The organism is Streptomyces sp. Inha503 (assembly GCF_047215865.1).
GTDB classification, from domain to species: domain Bacteria; phylum Actinomycetota; class Actinomycetes; order Streptomycetales; family Streptomycetaceae; genus Streptomyces; species Streptomyces lycopersici.
The window spans coordinates 1,616,509-1,634,698 of sequence record NZ_CP178360.1 but is presented as its reverse complement, the minus strand read 5'-3'; the positions used below and the strand labels follow the sequence as shown (position 1 = coordinate 1,634,698).

At 70.8% G+C, this 18,190-nt stretch carries 15 protein-coding genes; 6 read left to right on the top strand and 9 right to left on the bottom strand.

Annotation, left to right across the window (positions count from 1 at the left end; genetic code table 11):
* The first annotated feature begins 10 nt into the window (after window positions 1-10).
* A complete protein-coding gene (locus ACJX2R_RS06710) occupies window positions 11-817 on the top strand; it encodes an alpha/beta fold hydrolase (RefSeq protein ID WP_413099245.1) in 807 nt (268 codons plus the stop codon).
* On the opposite strand, the gene ACJX2R_RS06705 is transcribed toward ACJX2R_RS06710, so the two are convergent.
* Window positions 757-2,136 carry an MFS transporter gene (locus ACJX2R_RS06705; RefSeq protein WP_413099244.1) on the bottom strand — a complete coding sequence of 460 codons (1,380 nt, stop codon included), beginning with the start codon at window positions 2,134-2,136 and terminating at the stop codon, window positions 757-759. The genes ACJX2R_RS06710 and ACJX2R_RS06705 overlap by 61 nt on opposite strands.
* 239 nt (window positions 2,137-2,375) lie before the next feature.
* Entirely contained in the window at window positions 2,376-3,167 is a 792-nt protein-coding gene (locus ACJX2R_RS06700) for a thioesterase family protein (RefSeq protein WP_262700196.1), read from the bottom strand.
* A 110-nt stretch (window positions 3,168-3,277) separates the two neighbouring features.
* On the opposite strand from ACJX2R_RS06700, the gene ACJX2R_RS06695 reads away from it, so the two are divergent.
* Window positions 3,278-3,934: a YceI family protein gene (locus ACJX2R_RS06695; RefSeq protein ID WP_262700195.1), complete on the top strand. Its 657-nt coding sequence runs from the start codon at window positions 3,278-3,280 to the stop codon at window positions 3,932-3,934.
* An 89-nt stretch (window positions 3,935-4,023) separates the two neighbouring features.
* Here ACJX2R_RS06695 and ACJX2R_RS06690 read toward each other — a convergent pair whose 3' ends face one another.
* On the bottom strand, window positions 4,024-4,398 hold the full coding sequence (locus ACJX2R_RS06690; protein WP_044579634.1) for a winged helix-turn-helix transcriptional regulator: 375 nt from the start codon (window positions 4,396-4,398) through the stop codon (window positions 4,024-4,026).
* A gap of 150 nt (window positions 4,399-4,548) precedes the next feature.
* Here ACJX2R_RS06690 and ACJX2R_RS06685 point away from each other — a divergent pair, with 150 nt between their 5' ends.
* Window positions 4,549-5,502, top strand: a complete 954-nt coding sequence (locus ACJX2R_RS06685) for an NADP-dependent oxidoreductase (RefSeq protein WP_413105787.1) — start codon at window positions 4,549-4,551, stop codon at window positions 5,500-5,502.
* A gap of 71 nt (window positions 5,503-5,573) precedes the next feature.
* Complete coding sequence (locus tag ACJX2R_RS06680; RefSeq protein WP_413099243.1) at window positions 5,574-5,894, top strand: NIPSNAP family protein; 321 nt, start codon at window positions 5,574-5,576, stop codon at window positions 5,892-5,894.
* A gap of 12 nt (window positions 5,895-5,906) precedes the next feature.
* On the opposite strand, the gene ACJX2R_RS06675 is transcribed toward ACJX2R_RS06680, so the two are convergent.
* Entirely contained in the window at window positions 5,907-7,262 is a 1,356-nt protein-coding gene (locus tag ACJX2R_RS06675) for an MFS transporter (RefSeq protein ID WP_413099242.1), read from the bottom strand.
* A 215-nt stretch (window positions 7,263-7,477) separates the two neighbouring features.
* Here ACJX2R_RS06675 and ACJX2R_RS06670 point away from each other — a divergent pair, with 215 nt between their 5' ends.
* A complete protein-coding gene (locus ACJX2R_RS06670) occupies window positions 7,478-8,752 on the top strand; it encodes a glucarate dehydratase family protein (protein ID WP_413099241.1) in 1,275 nt (424 codons plus the stop codon).
* A 230-nt stretch (window positions 8,753-8,982) separates the two neighbouring features.
* Window positions 8,983-10,845: a glycoside hydrolase family 9 protein gene (locus ACJX2R_RS06665; protein WP_413105786.1), complete on the top strand. Its 1,863-nt coding sequence runs from the start codon at window positions 8,983-8,985 to the stop codon at window positions 10,843-10,845.
* 76 nt (window positions 10,846-10,921) lie between these two features.
* Here the strand turns inward: ACJX2R_RS06665 and argG are convergent, their stop codons facing one another.
* The 5 genes from argG to ACJX2R_RS06640 form a co-directional block, all read right to left on the bottom strand.
* A complete protein-coding gene (gene argG / locus ACJX2R_RS06660) occupies window positions 10,922-12,370 on the bottom strand; it encodes an argininosuccinate synthase (RefSeq protein ID WP_262700191.1) in 1,449 nt (482 codons plus the stop codon).
* An 89-nt stretch (window positions 12,371-12,459) separates the two neighbouring features.
* Window positions 12,460-14,649: a discoidin domain-containing protein gene (locus tag ACJX2R_RS06655; RefSeq protein WP_413099240.1), complete on the bottom strand. Its 2,190-nt coding sequence runs from the start codon at window positions 14,647-14,649 to the stop codon at window positions 12,460-12,462.
* Window positions 14,650-14,705: 56 nt separating this feature from the next.
* Window positions 14,706-16,304: a glycoside hydrolase family 13 protein gene (locus tag ACJX2R_RS06650; RefSeq protein WP_413099239.1), complete on the bottom strand. Its 1,599-nt coding sequence runs from the start codon at window positions 16,302-16,304 to the stop codon at window positions 14,706-14,708.
* 52 nt (window positions 16,305-16,356) lie between these two features.
* A complete protein-coding gene (locus ACJX2R_RS06645; RefSeq protein ID WP_413099238.1) occupies window positions 16,357-17,235 on the bottom strand; it encodes a carbohydrate ABC transporter permease in 879 nt (292 codons plus the stop codon).
* Window positions 17,232-18,188, bottom strand: a complete 957-nt coding sequence (locus ACJX2R_RS06640; protein WP_413099237.1) for a carbohydrate ABC transporter permease — start codon at window positions 18,186-18,188, stop codon at window positions 17,232-17,234. Before ACJX2R_RS06640 ends, ACJX2R_RS06645 begins: the two co-directional genes overlap by 4 nt.
* Between the last annotated feature and the right edge of the window lie 2 nt (window positions 18,189-18,190).

Here is an 18,190-nt window from a genome sequence, read left to right as displayed (position 1 = left end):
AGAGACGCCCATGGCACGCACCGACGTCCCCCAGCAGGTCAGCGGCCACGCCCGTGCGCTGGACGGCACCCTCCTCGCCTACCAGCGCCAGGGCACCGGGGCACCGCTGGTGCTCCTGGCCGGCCAGGCCAACAACCACCACTGGTGGGACGGCATACGGGCGGACTTCCACGCCACGCACTCCACCCTCACCATGGACTGGCGCGGCACGGGGGAGAGCGGGAAGCCCGACCACCCCTACGCGACACGGGACTTCGCCGACGACGTGATCGCCGTCCTCGACGAGCTGGGCATCGAGTCCGCCGATCTGTACGGGACCTCCATGGGCGGGCGGGTCGCCCAGTGGGTCGCGGCCCGCCACCCGGACCGGATCCGGCGGCTCGTCCTCGGCTGCACCTCACCCGGCGGGCCACGGGCGACGGAGCGCGACATGGCGGTGCGGCGCTCCCTGGCCCAGACCGACGCGCGGGCGGCGAGGGAGGCGCTGATCGACCTCATGTACACCCCGGCCTGGCGGTCCGGGCACCCCGGGCCCTATACGACCCTCGGCGACCCCGGTATGCCCCCGCACGCCCGGCGGCGCCATCTGGTGGCCAGCAACGAACACGACGCCTGGGACGTCCTCCCGCTGATCGCCGCGCCCACGCTGATCCTGCACGGAGCGGACGACCGGCTCACCCCGGCGGCCAACGCACCGCTGCTCGCCTCCCGCGTCCCCCGGGCGCGGACGCACGTTTTCGAGGGCGCCCGGCACGGCTACTTCGAGGAGTGCCGCCCGGAGGCCGGGGCGATCGTGTCGTCGTTCCTCACCGACTGAGACGCGGAGTGTGCGGCGGCGGTGCGCTGGTCCTGGCGTATCGCCGTGGTGGTGCCGCGCGGTGCGATGTGGGCGCGCAGGGACACCACCGTCAGCAGGGCCAGGGCCGTGCCCACGAGCGGCACCGTGAAGGCGGCGCTCGCGCCGAAGCCGTCCGCCACCTGTCCGCCCGCGGTCACCGCGGCGGCCTGCCCCAGCGCGACCGAACCGGTCAGCCAGGTGAACGCCTCCGTGCGGGAGGCGGCCGGGACCAGCGCGTCCACCAGGGTGTACCCGGTGATCAGAGCCGGTGCGACGCACAGGCCCGCCAGCAGCCCCAGCCCGCCCAGTGGCAGTGGCGCGGACACCGCCCACAGCGTCGAGCAGATCAGCGTCAGCGCGGCGTAGGCGGTCAGCAGCCGCCGTCGGGGGGAGGTGCGCCAGGCGATGGCGCCGCAGGCCACGCCCGCGAGCATGTTGCCCGCCGCGAACACGCCGTACAGCACACCGTTCAGGCCCGGTTGACCCTGCTCCTGGGTGAAGGCGGTCAGGGCGACCTGCATACCGCCGAAGACCGAGCCGATGCCCAGGAAGGCCACGGCCAGGACCCGTACGCCCGGCGCGGACAGGGCCGAGGCGTGCGGCTCCCGCGTGTCCGCCACCGCCGGGCCCGGCGGTGGCGCGGTACGGCGCCTGGCCGCGAAGAGCAGCCCGCCCACCAGCGTCAGCGCGGCCTCGGCGATCAGGCCGGAGGCCGGGTGCACGGCGGTGCTCAAGGCGGTGGCGAGGACGGGGCCGATGACGAACGTGAGCTCGTCCGTCACGGACTCGAACGCGGCCGCGGTCGCCAGCAGCGGATGGCGTCCCGGACGCGGACCGGATCCGCCCGGCGCGCCGTCCCCGAGTACGGCCGCCCAGCGGGCCCGCACCATGGGCCCGACCTGAGGGACGGAGGCGCCCGTGGGCACCGCGGCGGCGATCAGCGCCCACAGCGGCGCGTGGGCCAGCGCGAGCGCCGTCAGCAGGGCCGCGGCCGCCGCGTGGAGCAGCACGCCCGGCACCAGGACCGCGCGCTGCCCGTGGCGGTCGGCCAGTTTGCCGCTCTGGGGCGCGAACAGCGCCATGGAGACGCCGGTGACGGCCGCGACCGCACCGGCCACACCGTACGACCCGGTGGTGTGGCGCAGCAGGAGCACGATGCTGATGGTCAGCATCGCGAACGGCTGCCGGGCGGCGAACCCGGGCAGCAGGAAGGTCCACGCCCCCGGGGTGCGCAGCAGTTGCCGGTAGCCGACGCGCTGTACGGGGGGAGGGGTGTCGCTGGGGACCGCGGATGCCACGGCCGACGCCTTTCCGCCGCCTGGTAGCGCACCCGGGCCGGCATGGCGGAGTGCGCCGAGAGCTGTCCTCTCGCGCTGGACCGGGGTAGATACCGGGTCCGCGCCGATGAGGGGCTTGAAGGACCGCGGCCGCCGAGCGGTCGCGCCAGCTCTGCGTCAGGCAGAGTGGTTCGTTGCTTGCCGGCTCATCGTACAGGGGGAGCCGCCACCTCGCCGGTGGCGGCCCGTCCCGTCCGCGGTCAGGTGCCGGGCAGCGGGCGGACGGTGAGGATCTGCTGGGCGTGGCCGACCGGACCGCGCAGATCGTGCAGCACGGTGCTGGTGATGCCCTGTCCGGTACTGCCGAAGGTGACCGTGGTGTCCAGTCCGGTCCAGCGGCCCTCGGGCTGCCGGTGGAGGTGGATGGTCAGGTCGACGTTGGGGAACATCCAGACCGTGGGCGACTGCCGTACGGCGATGCCGTTGGCGGTGTCCACCAGGGCGATGTACGAGGCCAGCGGGGTGCTGGTCTGCCCGGCCACGAGGTCGAGCGGGGTGGAGACCCAGAGGGTCGCGCGGCCCGGCTCGCGCGGTGCGAGCGGACGGGAGTCCAGGGAGGCGATGTACCCGCCGGGCCACAGCGAGGACATCGCCCAGGGGTCGAGCTTCTCGGGAGGGGTGAGCCGGTCCCCGGCGCCACCGGCCACGGACGCGGTGTCCACGGTGGCGAGGAGCCAGGCACGCGCCCGGACCACGGGACGGTCGGCGATGAGCACCACGGCCTCGAGGAGTTCGATGGTGCGGCCGGGGCGGATGGTCTCCACCCGGATCTCGCACTCGTCGAGGGCGAGGCGCCCGAGGATGTCGAAGCTGATCCGGCTGAGCAGCAGCCCGGTGTGCGGACGGGTGGCGAGGTGGCGGTCGATGGCGTGGACGATGAGACCGCCGAGCGGGCTGAAATGCTGTTCGTCGGTGCTCCAGGCGCCACTGACATGGGAGGTGGGCTTGTAGCGGTGCTCGTCGATCGGCTCGTAGTAACTGTCGGTCGTCAACGGGGACTTCTCCTCGGGGGGAACATCGCAGACACTTACTCAAGATCCTTGAGTATCTGCTCTTGATCAAGGGTTGCGTCATCCCGTAAGTTGAAATAACAACGGGTGGCATGAACCTGTTCAGCCGCAGTACCGCCCGCCGCGCGATCACCAGCGCCGCACCGGCGGCCCCCACTACGCGGGCGACGTCCGGCGCCGTCGCTCTGCCGGATCCCGGCCTCGCGGCTCTCACCGGAGAGTGGATCGTCGACCCGGCGCACAGCCGGATCGGTTTCTCCGTCCGGCACGCCATGGTGAGCACGGTGCGTGGCGCCTTCACTGAGTTCGAGAGCCGACTCTACTTCGACGGCCGCGACCCGCGCCGTTCCCGGGCCGAGGTCCTGCTGTCCACCGCCAGTGTCCAGACCGGTGTCGAGCAGCGCGACGACCACCTGATGGGCCGGGACTTCCTGGACGCCAGGACCTTCCCGCACATCCGGTTCATCAGCACCGCCGTGGAGGTCGCGGGCCCGGACGTCTACCGCATGGCCGGGGAGCTCACGATCAGGGATGCCACCCGCCCCGTCGTCCTGGAGCTCACCTACATCGGCCATGTCACGGACCCCTTCGGCTACCAGCGGGCGGGCTTCGACGGCACGACCACCATCAACCGCTCCGAATGGGGGCTGACCTACAACGCCAGGCTGGCCGAGGGCGGCGCCCTGGTGAGTGAGAAGGTGCGCCTCCAGTTCGACATCGCCGCCATCCGCACCGCCCCCACCGCCTGACAGGGCCCGGACCGGGGCGTCCTCTCGTTCCGCGAGGAGGTCGCCGAGGGGGGGGGGCCGGGCGGCGACCGGCAGGGGAACCGGCGCCGTCACATCGGCTTCGCGGCCGTGGTGGTGAGATCCAGATTGTCCTCCACCCACAGACGCAGATTCCTGAGCGGAACGGACGCGCTGTGGCCCAGGGAGGAGAGCTCGTACTCCACATGGAGCGGAACGGCGGGGTAGACCGTCCGCTCCACCAGCCCGGCGTCCTCGAGACGCCGCAGTGTCTGGGTGAGCACCTTGGGGCTGACCCCCTGAAGACGGCGCTGCAACGCGCCGAATCGGAGGGGGCCGTCCTCCAGGGCGCCGATGGCCAGCGCGGACCATTTGTTCGCCAGCAGATCCAGCATGGCGCGGCACGGGCACTGGGCCTCGTACACATCATGATGGGCGTGCTGGCCTGTGTGGCATCGCGTACTCATGGAGGAACCTTCCGGGGTGCTCGTACTACCTAAAAGGTAGCAGTGTCCCTTGTGGGTAACCAGGTCCCCGAGGTTAGCGTGCGAGCGCGCCCGGAGAGCGGGCGTGAGAGATACCGATGAGCTCAGGAGGCACACGTGCCCAGGTCCATGATGCGTGCGGTGGTACAGGACGCGCCCGGCGGCCCGGAGGTGCTGCGCGTCGCGGAGGTCGCGCGCCCGGAACCGCTGCCCACCGAGGTGCTGGTGCGGGTGCGCGCCGCCGGCGTCAACCCGGTCGACTGGAAGACCCGTCAGGGCGGCGGTATGGCGGGTGTGCTGGGCGAGCCGCCGTTCACCCTGGGCTGGGACGTCTCCGGTGTGGTCGAGGAAGTGGGATTCGGGGTGACCACGCTGGCCCCCGGCGACGAGGTGTACGGGATGCCGTGGTTCCCCCGTCAGGCGGGCGGCTACGCGGAGTTCGTGACGGCCCCCTCCCGCCAATTCGCCCGTAAGCCCGCCACGTTGAGCCATGAGGCCGCGGCCGCCGTGCCGCTCGCGGCGCTGACGGCCTGGCAGATCCTGGTGGACACCGCCGAGGTGGCGGCCGGCCAGCGGGTTCTGGTGCACGCCGCCGCCGGTGGCGTCGGCCACTTCGCCGTCCAGTTCGCACGGCATCTGGGGGCGACGGTCGTGGGGACCGCCCGGGCGAGCCGCCACGAGTGGCTCGGTCGGCTCGGGGCGGCGGAGCTGATCGACTACACCGAGCAGCGCTTCGAGGACGCGGTCGAGGGCGTCGATGTGGTGATCGACCTGCTGGGAGAGGGGCACGACGCCACCAGCACCCGTTCCCTGGAGGTGCTCAAGAAGGGGGGACTGCTGGTCGCCGTCCCGGGTGGCGTCAGCCCCGAGCTGAAAGAGGCCGCGGACGCCCGCGCCGTGCGCACCAGCCCCTTCCTCGTCGAGCCGGACGGCGCCGCCCTCACCACCATCGCCGGGCTGATCGACCAGGGCGCGGTGGAGGTCGAGGTCGAGGACGTCTTCCCGCTGGAGGAGGCCGCCCGCGCCCACCGCCAGGGGGAGGACGGCCACACCCGCGGCAAACTGGTGCTCCGCACCGGCGTCTGACCGTCCCCGGCCGACGGCCGACGCCCGAGGCTACTTCGCACCACCCGCCACACCAGCCCGAGGAGACGCGCATGTTCTACGAGATCCGCCGCTACCAGACCAGGCCCGGCCGCCGGAAGGAGTGGGTCACCTTCATGGAGGAGGTGGTGATCCCCTTCCAGACGTCGCGGGGGATGGACGTCATCGCCTCGTTCGTCGACGAGGAGGACCCCGACGGCTATGTGTGGATGCGGCGCTTCGCCGACGAGGCGGAGCGGGTGCGGCTCTACGAGGCCGTCTACCAGAGCGAGCGGTGGCAGCAGGAGATCGGCCCCCGGGTCGACGAACTGCTGTTCCGGGAGAAGATCCAGGTCACGCGGGCCGTGCCCACGCCCGCGTCCGGGCTCCGCTGACCGCGCCGGGGGTCACCCGGAGGCGGTCCGGACGGGGTCGGGCGCGGCGGCCTCGGCCCCGCCACGGCCGCTGCCCCGGCGGATGAAGTAGACGCCGACGGTGGCGAGCAGCGAGGCCGCGGAGAGCGCGTAGAGGCCGCCGTTGGTGCTGCCCGTCGTCTCCTCCAGATAGCCGAAGAGGGTGGGGGAGACGAAGCCGCCGAGGTTGCCGAGGGAGTTGACGACGGCGAGCCCCGCTGCCGTGACCTTGAGGTCGAGCGTGGACTGGGCCAGCGGCCAGAAGAGGTTGGCGGCGCACTTGCTGCCGACGGCGGCCAGGGTGACGGCCGCGAGCCCGAACCACGGGGAGCCCAGGGTGGCGAGGAAGGTGCCGATGGCGGACAGCACCAGCACGATGGCGAGGTAGGGCCGACGGTCCGGCACCCGGTCGGTGTAGCGGCTCATCGTGTACATCGCGATGACCGCGCAGATCCACGGAATCGCCGTGAGCAGCCCGATCTGGAAGGACGAGAGCCCGCCGATGTCGTCCACCAGGCTCGGCAGCCAGAAGGTGATCGCGTATCCGGTGAGCGCCATGGCGAAGAACACGCCGGTCAGCAGCGCCACCTGGGGGTGGACCACCAGCCGCAGCCTGGACACCTGAGGCTCGCGGCTGCGCGCCTCGCGGTCCCGCTCGACCGCCGCGCTGAGGGCGGCCTTCTCATCGGCGCTCAGCCAGCGGGCGTCCTTGATCCGCGAGACGAGGAAGAAGGCGGCGACGAGGCCCACGGTGATGGAGATGGCGCCCTCCAGCGCGAACATCCAGCGCCAGCCGGCGAATCCGCCCAGGCCGTGCATCTCCAGCAGTGCGCCGCTGATGGGACCGGTGACGATATAGGCGGTGGCCGAGCCGCCGAGGAAGATGGCGCTGGCCCGGCCGCGCGCGGAGTCCGGCAGCCAGGTGGTGAGGTAGTACATCACCCCGGGGAAGAACCCCGCCTCCGCGATGCCCAGCAGGAACCGCAGGACGTAGAAGGAGGTGGCCCCCGTCATGAAGCACATGAGGACGGTCACCGCGCCCCAGCTGATCATGATCCGGGTGAGCCAGACGCGGGCGCCGAAGCGCTCCATCAGCATGTTGCTGGGGACTTCGAGCAGGGCGTAGCCGATGAAGAACAGCCCGGCGCCGAGCCCGTAGGCCGCGCTTCCGATGCCGATGTCGGCCTTGAGGTCGTCCTGGACGAAGCCGACGTTGGTGCGGTCCATCTGGTTGACCACGAGCATGATGACCAGGATGGGCATCACACGTCGCAGAAACTTGGTCACGGACCGTTGGACGAGCTCCGAGGAGGCGGCCGGGTCGCGGTCGGGGGCGGGGGGATTCACCATGGCGGCTCTCCTCGCTTCGTTCATGCACATGAACCCACTGGCAGTGGGGTGCAGACCATACGATCACCCCTTCCCCTGGTCAATGACTCCGGAAGCAACAATTCCACGCGGAATCACATGAGTTATGGCCGGTGTTTTGGCTGCTCGTCGGCGGGGCACGCCGCTTGATAGGGTTCACACACCTACCATCTGTTCAACCATATGAATGGACGTCGATGTCTGACGGAGCACCCCTGCCCATCACGGATGTCACCATCACCCCCGTCGCCTTCCGCGACCCGGCCCTGCTCAACTCCGTCGGCGTCCACGAGCCCTTCGCGCTCCGCTCGATCGTGCAGATCCACACCGACGCCGGCCTGACCGGGCTCGGCGAGACCTACGCGGACGAGCTCCACCTGGAGCGCCTGGCGGCCGTCGGGCAGGAGATCGTCGGGCTGGACGCCTTCGCCACCGAGGAGCTGCACCAGCGCGTCCAGCGGGTCATCGACCGCGTGGGCGGCTCCGGCGGCTCCGGGCTCACCGGCATGATCACCACCAGTAGCACCGTCGACCGCGTCGTCTCCCCGTTCGAGGTGGCGCTCCTGGACATCCAGGGCAAGGCCATCGGCCGCCCGGTCAGCGACCTGCTCGGCGGCGCCGTGCGGTCCGCCGTCCCGTTCAGCGCGTACCTCTTCTACAAGTGGGCCGCCCACCCCGGCCAGGAGCCCGATGAGTGGGGCGAGGCCCTCGACCCCGACGCCATCGTGGCGCAGGCCCGCCGGATGGTGGACGACTACGGCTTCACCGCGATCAAGCTGAAGGGCGGCGTCCGGCCCCCCGAGGAGGAGATCGAGGCGATCCGGGCGCTGCGCCGCGCCTTCCCCGGCCATCCGCTGCGCCTGGACCCCAATGCCGTCTGGACGACGGAGACCTCGGTGAAGGTCGGGCGCGCGCTCGAGGGCGTGCTGGAGTACCTGGAGGATCCCACCCCCGGGATCGACGGCATGGCCGCGGTCGCCCGTGAGGTCCCCATGCCGCTGGCCACCAACATGTGCGTGGTCGCCTTCGACGAGCTGGCCCCCGCGGTGGCCGCCGACGCCGTCCAGGTCGTCCTCTCCGACCACCACTACTGGGGCGGGCTGCGCCGCTCCAAGCTGCTCTCCGGCATCTGTGACACCTTCGGCATGGGCCTGTCCATGCACTCGAACTCGCACCTGGGCATCAGCCTGGCCGCGATGACCCACCTGGCCGCGGCCACCCCGAACCTCACCTACGCCTGCGACACCCACTGGCCGTGGAAGACCGAGGACGTGATCGTGGACGGCGCGCTGACCTTCGTGGACGGCGCGGTGCCCGTGCCCGGCGCCCCCGGCCTCGGCGTGGAGCTGGACCCGGACGCCCTGGCGCGCCTGCATGAGCAATACGTACGGTGCGGACTGCGCAACCGCGATGACACCGGGTACATGCGGCGCTTCGACCCGTCCTTCCAGGCGGACCTCGCCCGCTGGTAGCCCGCCGCCACCGTGGCTCAGCTTCCCCGATACCTCGATCGAAGGAGGCCGGCCTCGGTCACCTGGTGTACCCGGATTTCGGCTAAGCGTACGAAGCTCCAGGCCAGGGCCTCTTCCTAGCCTCTGAGGGACGGAAAAAGACGCCGAACCCCGGAAGTGCTCAAGTCTTGTCTGCTACTGCTCCTCGCGTACGGATCACCACTGACCGGACCGACCGCCGCCGCCGGCGCATGGTGGGCGCGGCGGTCGCCGCCGGACTGACCCTCGGCGCCCTGGCCGCACCCGCGGCGGGCGCCGTGGACCACCACGCGCGGCACGGCGCCGGGACGGCCGCTCCCAAGGCCGACACCGGCTCGCCGGTGCGGGTGAACCAGGTCGGCTATCTGACCCACGGCCCCAAGAAGGGCACCGTGGTCACCCCCGCAACCAAGCCGCTGACCTGGACGCTCAGGGCCGCCGACGGCACCGAGCGGGCGAGCGGTGCCACCACTCCCGCGGGCGTGGACCCCAGCTCCCGGCAAAACGTCCAGACCTTCGACTTCAGCGAGGTCACGGACGCGGGCGAGGGGTACACCGTCACCATCGACGGGAAGAAGAGCGAGCCGTTCGCCATCGGTGACCACCTCTACGACACGCTGCGGAGCGACGCGCTCGCGTACTTCTACCACAACCGCAGCGGCATCAAGATCGACGCGGACCTCGTGGGTGCCAAGTACGCCCGTCCCGCCGGCCATGACAAGGCGGCCCCGCACCGGGGCGACACCGACGTCCCGTGTGTCAAGGGCGTGTGCGACTACCGCCGGAATGTCGCCGGTGGCTGGTACGACGCCGGTGACCAGGGCAAGTACGTCGTCAACGGCGGTATCTCGGTGGCCCAGCTGATGTCCGCGTACGAGCGCGCCCGCACCACCAAGGGCGTCGACGCCGCGCCGCTGGGCGATGGCCGGCTCCGGGTGCCCGAGCGCGGCAACGGCGTCCCGGACATCCTGGACGAGGCCCGCTGGGAGATGGAATTCCTCCTGCGCATGCAGGTGCCGAAGGGCAAGCCGCTCGCCGGTATGGCGTTCCATAAGGTGCACGACAAGCAGTGGACCGGTTTCCCGACCCGGCCGGACCAGGACCAGCAACAGCGCGAGCTGCACAAGCCGTCCACCGCGGCCACGCTCAACCTGGCGGCGTCCGCCGCGCAGAGCGCCCGGCTGTTCAAGTCCTACGACCCGGAGTTCGCCGCCCGCTGTCTGCACGCGGCCCGGGCCGCGTGGGACGCGGCCAAGGCACATCCCAAGATCTACGCCAGCGACAAGGACTCCACGGGCGGCGGTGCCTACGGCGACCGGTACGTCGGCGACGAGTTCTACTGGGCGGCCGCCGAGCTGTTCATCACCACCGGCGACCACGGCTACGCCAAGGCGGTGCTCGACTCGCCGCTCCACCGCGACGTGGGCGCGCTCTTCCCGCGCGGCGGCGGCATGTCGTGGGCCTCGACCGCGGGGCTCGGAGCGCTGGACCTGGCCACCGTCCCCAACAAGCTCACCGAGCGGCAGCGCGCCGAGGCGCGCGCGATGGTGGCGAAGGCCGCCGACCGCTACGCCGCGGACTCCGCGAAGTCGGCGTACGGCGTGCCGTACGCGCCGAAGGACGGCAAGTACGAGTGGGGCTCCAACAGCCAGGTGCTCAACAACATGATCGTGCTCGCCACCGCGCACGACCTGACGGGCAAGGACCGCTACCTCGACGCGGTGCTCCGCGGCATGGACTATCTGCTGGGCGGCAACCCGCTCAACCAGTCCTATGTCACCGGCCACGGCGAACGGGACTCGCACAACCAGCACCACCGCTTCTGGGCCCACCAGCGCGACCACCGGCTGCCGCGTCCGGCGCCCGGCTCGCTGGCGGGCGGTCCGAACTCCGGGCTCCAGGACCCGGTGGCCAAGAAGAAGCTGAAGGGCTGCGCCCCGGCGATGTGCTACACCGACAGCCTGATGGCGTTCTCCACCAACGAGATCACCATCAACTGGAACGCCCCGCTGGCCTGGATCGCCTCGTACGTCGACGGCCTGGGCGGCGGCGCGGCGGAGCGGCCCGTGCACTGACCTGGCCCGGCCGGAACACGCCACCGCCCATCCGCGCTCGGGCGCGGATGGGCGGTGGGCCAGGGGAGCGGGGAGGTCAGTCGGCGCCGAACTCCATCGCGGCGCGGTCGAGCAGCTTGTCCTGCCCGGACACCTGCCCGTCCGAGGCGATCGCCTCGGAAGCGCCCTGCGGCATCGCGCCGATCAGCCCGGTGGAGGCCGCCTGCGCGGCGCCGATCAGCGCCGGATGCGAGCTGCCGACCATGCCGAGACCCGCGTACTGCTCCAGCTTGGCGCGCGAGTCGGCGATGTCGAGGTTGCGCATGGTCAGCTGGCCGATCCGGTCCACGGGACCGAAGGCGGAGTCCTCGGTCCGCTCCATCGAGAGCTTCTCCGGGTGGTAGCTGAACGCCGGTCCTGAGGTGTCCAGGATGGAGTAGTCCTCACCGCGCCGCAGCCGCAGCGTCACCTCGCCGGTGATCGCCGCACCGACCCAGCGCTGTAGCGACTCGCGCACCATCAGCGCCTGCGGGTCCAGCCAGCGGCCCTCGTACATCAGCCGGCCGAGGCGGCGCCCCTCGGTGTGGTAAGTGGCGACGGTGTCCTCGTTGTGGATCGCGTTGACCAGCCGCTCGTACGCCGCGTGCAGCAGCGCCATGCCCGGTGCCTCGTAGATGCCCCGGCTCTTGGCCTCGATCACGCGGTTCTCGATCTGGTCCGACATGCCCATGCCGTGGCGGCCGCCGATGGCGTTGGCCTCCAGCACCAGATCGACTGCGGAGGCGAACTCCTTGCCGTTGATCGTCACCGGGCGGCCCTGCTCGAAGCCGATCGTGACGTCCTCGGCCGCTATCTCGACCGACGGGTCCCAGAACCGCACGCCCATGATCGGCTGCACGATCTCGATACCGGTGTCGAGGTGCTCGAGCGACTTGGCCTCGTGGGTGGCGCCCCAGATGTTGGCGTCGGTGGAGTACGCCTTCTCCGTGCTGTCCCGGTAGGGCAGGTCATGGGCGAGCAGCCACTCCGACATCTCCTTGCGGCCGCCGAGCTCGCTGACGAAGTCGGCGTCCAGCCACGGCTTGTAGATCCGCAGGGAGGGGTTGGCCAGCAGGCCGTAGCGGTAGAACCGCTCGATGTCATTGCCCTTGAAGGTGGAGCCGTCGCCCCAGATCTGCACATCGTCCTCGAGCATGGCGCGCACCAGCAGGGTGCCGGTGACCGCCCGCCCGAGCGGGGTGGTGTTGAAGTAGCTGCGGCCGCCGGAGCGGATGTGGAACGCCCCGCAGGCGAGGGCCGCGAGCCCCTCCTCCACCAGGGCCGCCCGGCAGTCCACCAGACGGGCGACCTCCGCGCCGTACGTCGTGGCGCGCCCGGGGACCGAGGCGATGTCGGGCTCGTCGTACTGGCCGATGTCGGCGGTGTAGGTGCAGGGCACCGCGCCCTTGTCGCGCATCCACGCGACCGCTACCGAGGTGTCGAGGCCGCCGGAGAAGGCGATCCCGACGCGTTCGCCGACAGGGAGGGAGGTGAGAACTTTGGACACAGCAGGAGTATGCAGTCTTACGCATGATCATGCAAGCACCCCTGGTGATGACCTTGATCCACACCTCGCTCCCCGGCGCGAAGAGGGGGTCACGAGGAGGTCAGATACGCCTCCACCTCACTGACCTGGGCCGCCGGCCAGCCGGTGTTGCCGGTGACGTTGAGCCTCAGGTACCGCACGTTCGTCCCGTCGGGCAGGGCGACGGTGACCTTGTTGCCGGACGCCGGGTCGAAGCGGTAGCCCTGCGAGCCCACCACCGTCGAGTACCCGGAGCCGTCGGCGCTGCCCAGCACGGACAGGGTCTGGGTGCGGGCGCCCCACGCCGACGAGGGCGGCAGCTTCAGCACCAGCCGGCGGACCGCCTGGCCGGAGCCCAGGTCCACGGTCAGGGCCTGCGGAAAGGCGTTGTTGGCCGACTCCCAGTAGGTGTTCGCGTCGCCGTCGACCGCCTTCCCGGGGGTGTAGACGTCCCAAGAGCCGGTCGCGGTGGCCGGGCGGCCCTTGGCGAGGTTGCGGCCCGGCTCGGGATCCGGGTTGCCCTGGCCGGGCTGGGGCCAGCTGGAACAGTCCGACCAGGTACTGCTCCAGCCGGAGTTGCCGCCGCCGTCGGTGAGGTTGAAGGTGCCGGAGCCGGACGGGTACGGGCAGTTGTAGACGCCCGCCGCGCCGACGCTGGACGCCGTGATATCGCTGAACTTCGCCGCGCCCGGCGCCTCGGCCTGGACGACGACCGTTCCGGGGTTGGTCACGGTCGCGCCGGACACATTGACGTTCTTGACCGGGTAGCCCCTGCCGCCGCCGGACACGAATTCGAATGCGCTGTACGGACTGTCGGTGATGATCGTGTTGGTGATGTTGATGGTGGCCTCGATCGCGCTGTCGTAGGAGTCGACGCGCAGGGCGCCCATCGGGTGGTTCCAGTTGGGATTCATGGCGCCCGCGCGGACCAGCGTGTTGCCGTCGACCGTGATCGTGCCGGCCAGCGGGTGGAACGGGTCCATGAACTTCTGGTTGGAGATGGCGATACCGCTGCCGAGGGCGTTGGTGTCGGAGATGAGGTTGTTCTTGACCGTGATGTCCGTACCGCCGTAGATCGCGATGCCATTGGCGAGGTTCGGCTGCGAGATGGTGTTGCCCTCGAAGCTGCTGTTGGTGTCCGGCGAGTTCAGCGACCACATGGCGAGCGCGTCGTCGCCCTGGTTGCGCAGGAAGTTGTTCCGCACCCGGACGTTCTTGGCGGTGCCGTTGAGGTTGAGGCCGTCGGCCGTCATGTCCAGGAAGCGGTTGTCCTCGACCACCAGGTTGTCGTTGTTGCCCATCAGCCACAGACCGACCTTCAGGTGCTGGAGCCACATGCCGGACACGCTGGAGCCCGGGCCGAGCGAGCCGTTGACGAAGTTGTCGGGGTTGGAGTCGACGCGCTCGGTGACCTCGCCGATGACCGCGAAGTCCTTGATGTGCACGCTGCCGGAGGAGCTGGACTGGTCGATGAACCGCGAGGTGTGCACCACCGAGTGCCAGCCGCCGGCGCCCTGGAGGGTGACGTGTCGGACGTCGTTCAGCGAGGAGGTCAGCTTGTAGTCACCCGGCGGGATCCAGACCACTCCGCCCTGGGCGGCGGCGATGGCGTCCCGGAACGCCTGGGTGGAGTCGCCCTGCCCGCTGGGGTCGGCGCCCTTGGAGGTGACGGACACCGATCCGGCGGGCTGGGCGGCGGCGGCCGCGACCTGCTCGAAGTCGGCCACGTCCACGGTGACCTGGGTGTTCGCCGCCTCGAAGGCGATCTTGTCACCGGCCTGGACGTGTCGCCCGAGCAGCAGCCGGGCGTTGTCGTAGAGGTGGTGGGTCTTCGACCCCGCGATCCAGCCGGTGTCCACGTACGAGTACTTGGAGGTGACCGCGATGGTCTTGGCCAGCTTGGTGCCGTTGACATAGACGTTCAGCGTGCCCGACTGGCCGTCCGGCACGCTGTAGGCCACGTTCACCGCGTTGGCGGCGCGCGGCGCGGTGAACTCCACGCGCTGCCCGGAGGCGAGGCGGACGGCCTGGCGCCCGGACGCCTCGGAGGCGAGCGTGCCCTGGGTGAAGTCGGGGCCGATCTTCGTCCCCGTGGTGGTGGCCGACTCGGCCTCGGCCGAGGTGAACGGCAGGGAGGCGCCCGCGGCCGCGTGTGCCGCCGTGGGGGTCAGGGTGACGAGCGTGCCGGCCGCGAGGGCGACGGCCACGCCGATCGCCGACAGGCGTTTGGTGGATGCCGATGCGGTACTGCTGCGGTGCATGTGCTGATCCCTTCATGGTGGGGGTGGTGGGATAGCGCGGTGCGGGGGGTGGCCGCTCAGCGGAGCAGCCAGACCGCCGTGTCCCGCGGAAGGCGGCCCCGGTCGTCCAGCGGGCCGCTGCTGAGCAGAAGCCGGGAGGTGCCGTCCAGCTCGGCGGGGCTGTCCGCGAGGTTGACCACGCAGACCAGGCCGTGGTCACGGGTGAAGGCCAGGACACCGTCGGCCGACGGGAGCCAGGTCAGCGGCCCGTCGCCGAAGCCGGGGGTGGCCCGGCGGATGCGGATCGCCGCGCGGTAGAGACCGAGCATCGAGCCCGGATCCTCCGTCTGTAGCTCGGCCGCGTACGCCGACCAGTGCGCGGGCTGCGGCAGCCACGGCTCCTCGCGCGAGCCGAAACCGGCGTACGGCGCCTCCGCCACCCACGGCAGCGGAACCCGGCAGCCGTCGCGGCCCGGGTCGGTGCCGCCGGAGCGGAAGTGCATCGGGTCCTGGATGCGCTCGCGGGGGATGTCGGCCTCGGGCAGGCCCAGTTCCTCGCCCTGGTAGACATAGACCGCGCCGGGCAGGGCCAGCGACAGCAGGGCGGCGGCCCGCGCCCGCCGGTTGCCGAGGGCGAGGTCGGTGGGGGTGCCGAAGGCCTTGGTGGCGAAGTCGAAACCGGTGTCCTCGCGCCCGTAGCGGGTGACCGTACGGGTCACATCGTGGTTGCACAGCACCCAGGTGGCGGGCGCGCCCACGGGAGCGTGTTCGGCGAGCGTCTCGTCGATCGACGTGCGCAGCCGCCGGGCGTCCCAGGGGCAGGCCAGAAACGAGAAGTTGAAGGCGGTGTGCAGCTCGTCGGGGCGCAGATAGCGGGCGAAGCGCTCACTGTCCGGCAGCCACACCTCGCCGACGAACACACCGCCGTACTCGTCGGCCACGCCGCGCCAGGACCGGTAGATGTCATGGAGCTCATCGAGGTCGACGTACGGATGGGGATCGCGGCCCGCGACGAAGTCGGGCAGCCGGGGATCCTTGGCCAGCAGGGCGGCCGAGTCGACGCGCACCCCCGCGACACCCCGCTCGAACCAGAAGCGCAGGATGTCCTCGTGTTCCTGGCGTACGGCGGGGTGGGCCCAGTTGAGGTCCGGCTGCTCGGGGGCGAACAGATGCAGATACCAGTCGCCGTCCGGCAGCCGGGTCCACGCCGGGCCGCCGAACTCCGACGTCCAGTCGTTGGGCGGCAGCTCGCCATGGTCGCCGCGGCCCGGACGGACGTGGAAGAGCTCGCGCTCGGCGCCGCCCGCGAGAGCGGCCCGCCACCAGGGGTGCTGGTCGGAGACGTGGTTCGGCACGATGTCCACGATGGTGCGGATGCCCAGCTCACGGGCCTCGGCGATGAGCTTCTCCGCCTCGGCCAGGGTGCCGAAGGCCGGGTCGATGGCGCGGTAGTCGGCGACGTCATAGCCGCCGTCCTTCATGGGCGACTGGTACCAGGGGCTGAACCACAGCGCGTCGACGCCGAGTTCGGCGAGGTACGGCAGCCTGGCGCGGACGCCCGCGAGGTCGCCGGTGCCATCGCCGTCCCCGTCGGCGAAGCTGCGTACGTACACCTGGTAGATGACGGCGGAGCGCCACCAGTCGTCCGGCGTCCGGGCAGGGGTGGGCTGGGCCACGGTGGGAGCCTTTCTGTCGAGGGGGCGGTGTCAGCCCTTCGTGGGGGCGGTGTCAGCCCTTCGTGCTGCCCGCGCTGATCCCGGCGATGATGTGCCGCTGGAAGACGAGGAACAGCGCGACCATCGGGATGCTGGCGATGACCATCGCGGCGATGAGCACGGTCAGCTGGATGTTCTGCGACAGCTGGACGAGTGCCACGCTGATCGGCTGCTTGCCGGTGTCGGAGAAGACCATCAGCGGCCACAGGAAGTCCTGCCACACCGCCACCAGCGCGAAGATCGACACAACGCCGAGCACCGGACGCGACATGGGCAGCACGATCGACCACAGGGTGCGCAGCCTTCCGGCGCCGTCGATCTCGGCGGCCTCCAGGACATCGCGCGGGAGCTGGTCGAAGAACCGCTTGAGGAGATAGAGGTTGAAGGCGTTGGCGACGGCGGGCAGCCAGATCGCGAGCGGGTCGTTGAGCAGGCTGGTGTGGATCAGCGGCAGGTCGGCGACGGTCAGGTACTTCGGCACGACCAGCGCCTGGGCCGGGACCATCAGCGTGGCCAGGATGCCACCGAGGATCACCTTGCCGAAGGCGGGCTTCAGCCTGGACAGGGAGTAGGCGGCGGCCGTGCAGAAGACCAGCTGGAACAGCCAGGCACCGGCCGCCTGGACCATCGTGTTCCACAAGTGCTGCGGAAGCTGCATCAGGTCCCAGGCGTCGCTGTAGCCGCTGAGGTGCCACTCTTCCGGCGCGATGGTGGACGGTGTCCGCGCCACCTCGTCCGGCGACTTCATCGCACCGGTCACCATCCAGTAGACGGGGAAGAGGAAGGCGATGGCGAACAGCACCACCACGGCGGTGAAGACCGTCCAGTAGGCGGCCCGGCCACGGGGGCGGGCCAGGGCGGCGGGGGAGACGAGGGTCCGGGTGCCGCTCATGCGCCGTCCTCCCCGGAGCGGGTGAGCCGCAGATAGAGGGCGGAGAAGGCGCCGAGCAGCACGAGCAGCATCACGCTCAGCGCGCAGGCGCCACCGAAGTCGTTGTAGAGGAAGGCGTACTTGTAGATCAGGTAGAGGACGGTGACCGTGGCGTTCTCCGGGCCACCACCGGTGATCACGAACGGCTCGGTGAAGACCTGCATGGTTGCGATGATCTGGAGCAGCATCAGCATGAGGATCACGAACCGCGTCTGGGGGATCGTGACGTGGCGGACGCGCTGGAGCAGGCCCGCACCGTCCAGTTCGGCCGCCTCGTACAGCTCACCGGGGATGGACTGTAGCGCCGCCAGGTAGATCAGGACGGTGCCGCCCATATTGGCCCAGGTGGCCACGATGACGAGGGAGACCAGGGCGGTGTCGGCGCCGTTGGACCAGTTCGAGGTGGGCAGGTGCAGGAAGCGCAGCGCCTCGTTGGCCAGCCCGGCGCCCGGGTCGTAGAACCACTTCCACAGCAGGGCGCTGACCACCGGCGGGATCATCACCGGCAGATAGACCACGACCCTGAAGAACGCCTTGGCGTGCCGGAGTTCATTGAGCACGAGGGCGAGCAGGAACGGGATCGCGAAGCCGATGAGCAGCGCCAGCAGGGTGAAGGTGAGGGTGTTCCGCCAGGCCGCGGTGAACTCCGGATCGTGCAGGACACGGGTGAAGTTGGCGGTGCCCACCCATTCGGGGGACGAGCCGGGCGTGTACTTCTGGAAGGCGATCACGACCGCGCGGATCGCCGGATACCAGGAGAACAGCGCGAAGCAGATCAGGCCGCCGAGGAGGAAGCCATACGCCCGGATCTGATCGGCGAGACGGCGCCGCCCCCGACCCCCCGCCGGGGGCGGCGCCTGCACGGGGTGGACGGCGATCGCCCCGGCGGGCGGCCGCGCAGCGGTCTTGGTCATCG

Excerpts from the sequence above, each read along its gene's own strand:
- ACJX2R_RS06710 (WP_413099245.1), top strand. The coding sequence starts at position 11 with ATGGCACGCACCGACGTCCCCCAGCAGGTCAGCGGCCACGCCCGTGCG.
- ACJX2R_RS06695 (WP_262700195.1), top strand. The coding sequence starts at position 3,278 with ATGAACCTGTTCAGCCGCAGTACCGCCCGCCGCGCGATCACCAGCGCC.
- ACJX2R_RS06690 (WP_044579634.1), bottom strand. The coding sequence starts at position 4,398 with ATGAGTACGCGATGCCACACAGGCCAGCACGCCCATCATGATGTGTAC.
- ACJX2R_RS06685 (WP_413105787.1), top strand. The coding sequence starts at position 4,549 with ATGCGTGCGGTGGTACAGGACGCGCCCGGCGGCCCGGAGGTGCTGCGC.
- ACJX2R_RS06680 (WP_413099243.1), top strand. The coding sequence starts at position 5,574 with ATGTTCTACGAGATCCGCCGCTACCAGACCAGGCCCGGCCGCCGGAAG.
- ACJX2R_RS06675 (WP_413099242.1), bottom strand. The coding sequence starts at position 7,262 with ATGGTGAATCCCCCCGCCCCCGACCGCGACCCGGCCGCCTCCTCGGAG.
- ACJX2R_RS06670 (WP_413099241.1), top strand. The coding sequence starts at position 7,478 with ATGTCTGACGGAGCACCCCTGCCCATCACGGATGTCACCATCACCCCC.
- ACJX2R_RS06665 (WP_413105786.1), top strand. The coding sequence starts at position 8,983 with ATGGTGGGCGCGGCGGTCGCCGCCGGACTGACCCTCGGCGCCCTGGCC.
- ACJX2R_RS06655 (WP_413099240.1), bottom strand. The coding sequence starts at position 14,649 with ATGCACCGCAGCAGTACCGCATCGGCATCCACCAAACGCCTGTCGGCG.
- ACJX2R_RS06645 (WP_413099238.1), bottom strand. The coding sequence starts at position 17,235 with ATGAGCGGCACCCGGACCCTCGTCTCCCCCGCCGCCCTGGCCCGCCCC.
- ACJX2R_RS06640 (WP_413099237.1), bottom strand. The coding sequence starts at position 18,188 with ATGACCAAGACCGCTGCGCGGCCGCCCGCCGGGGCGATCGCCGTCCAC.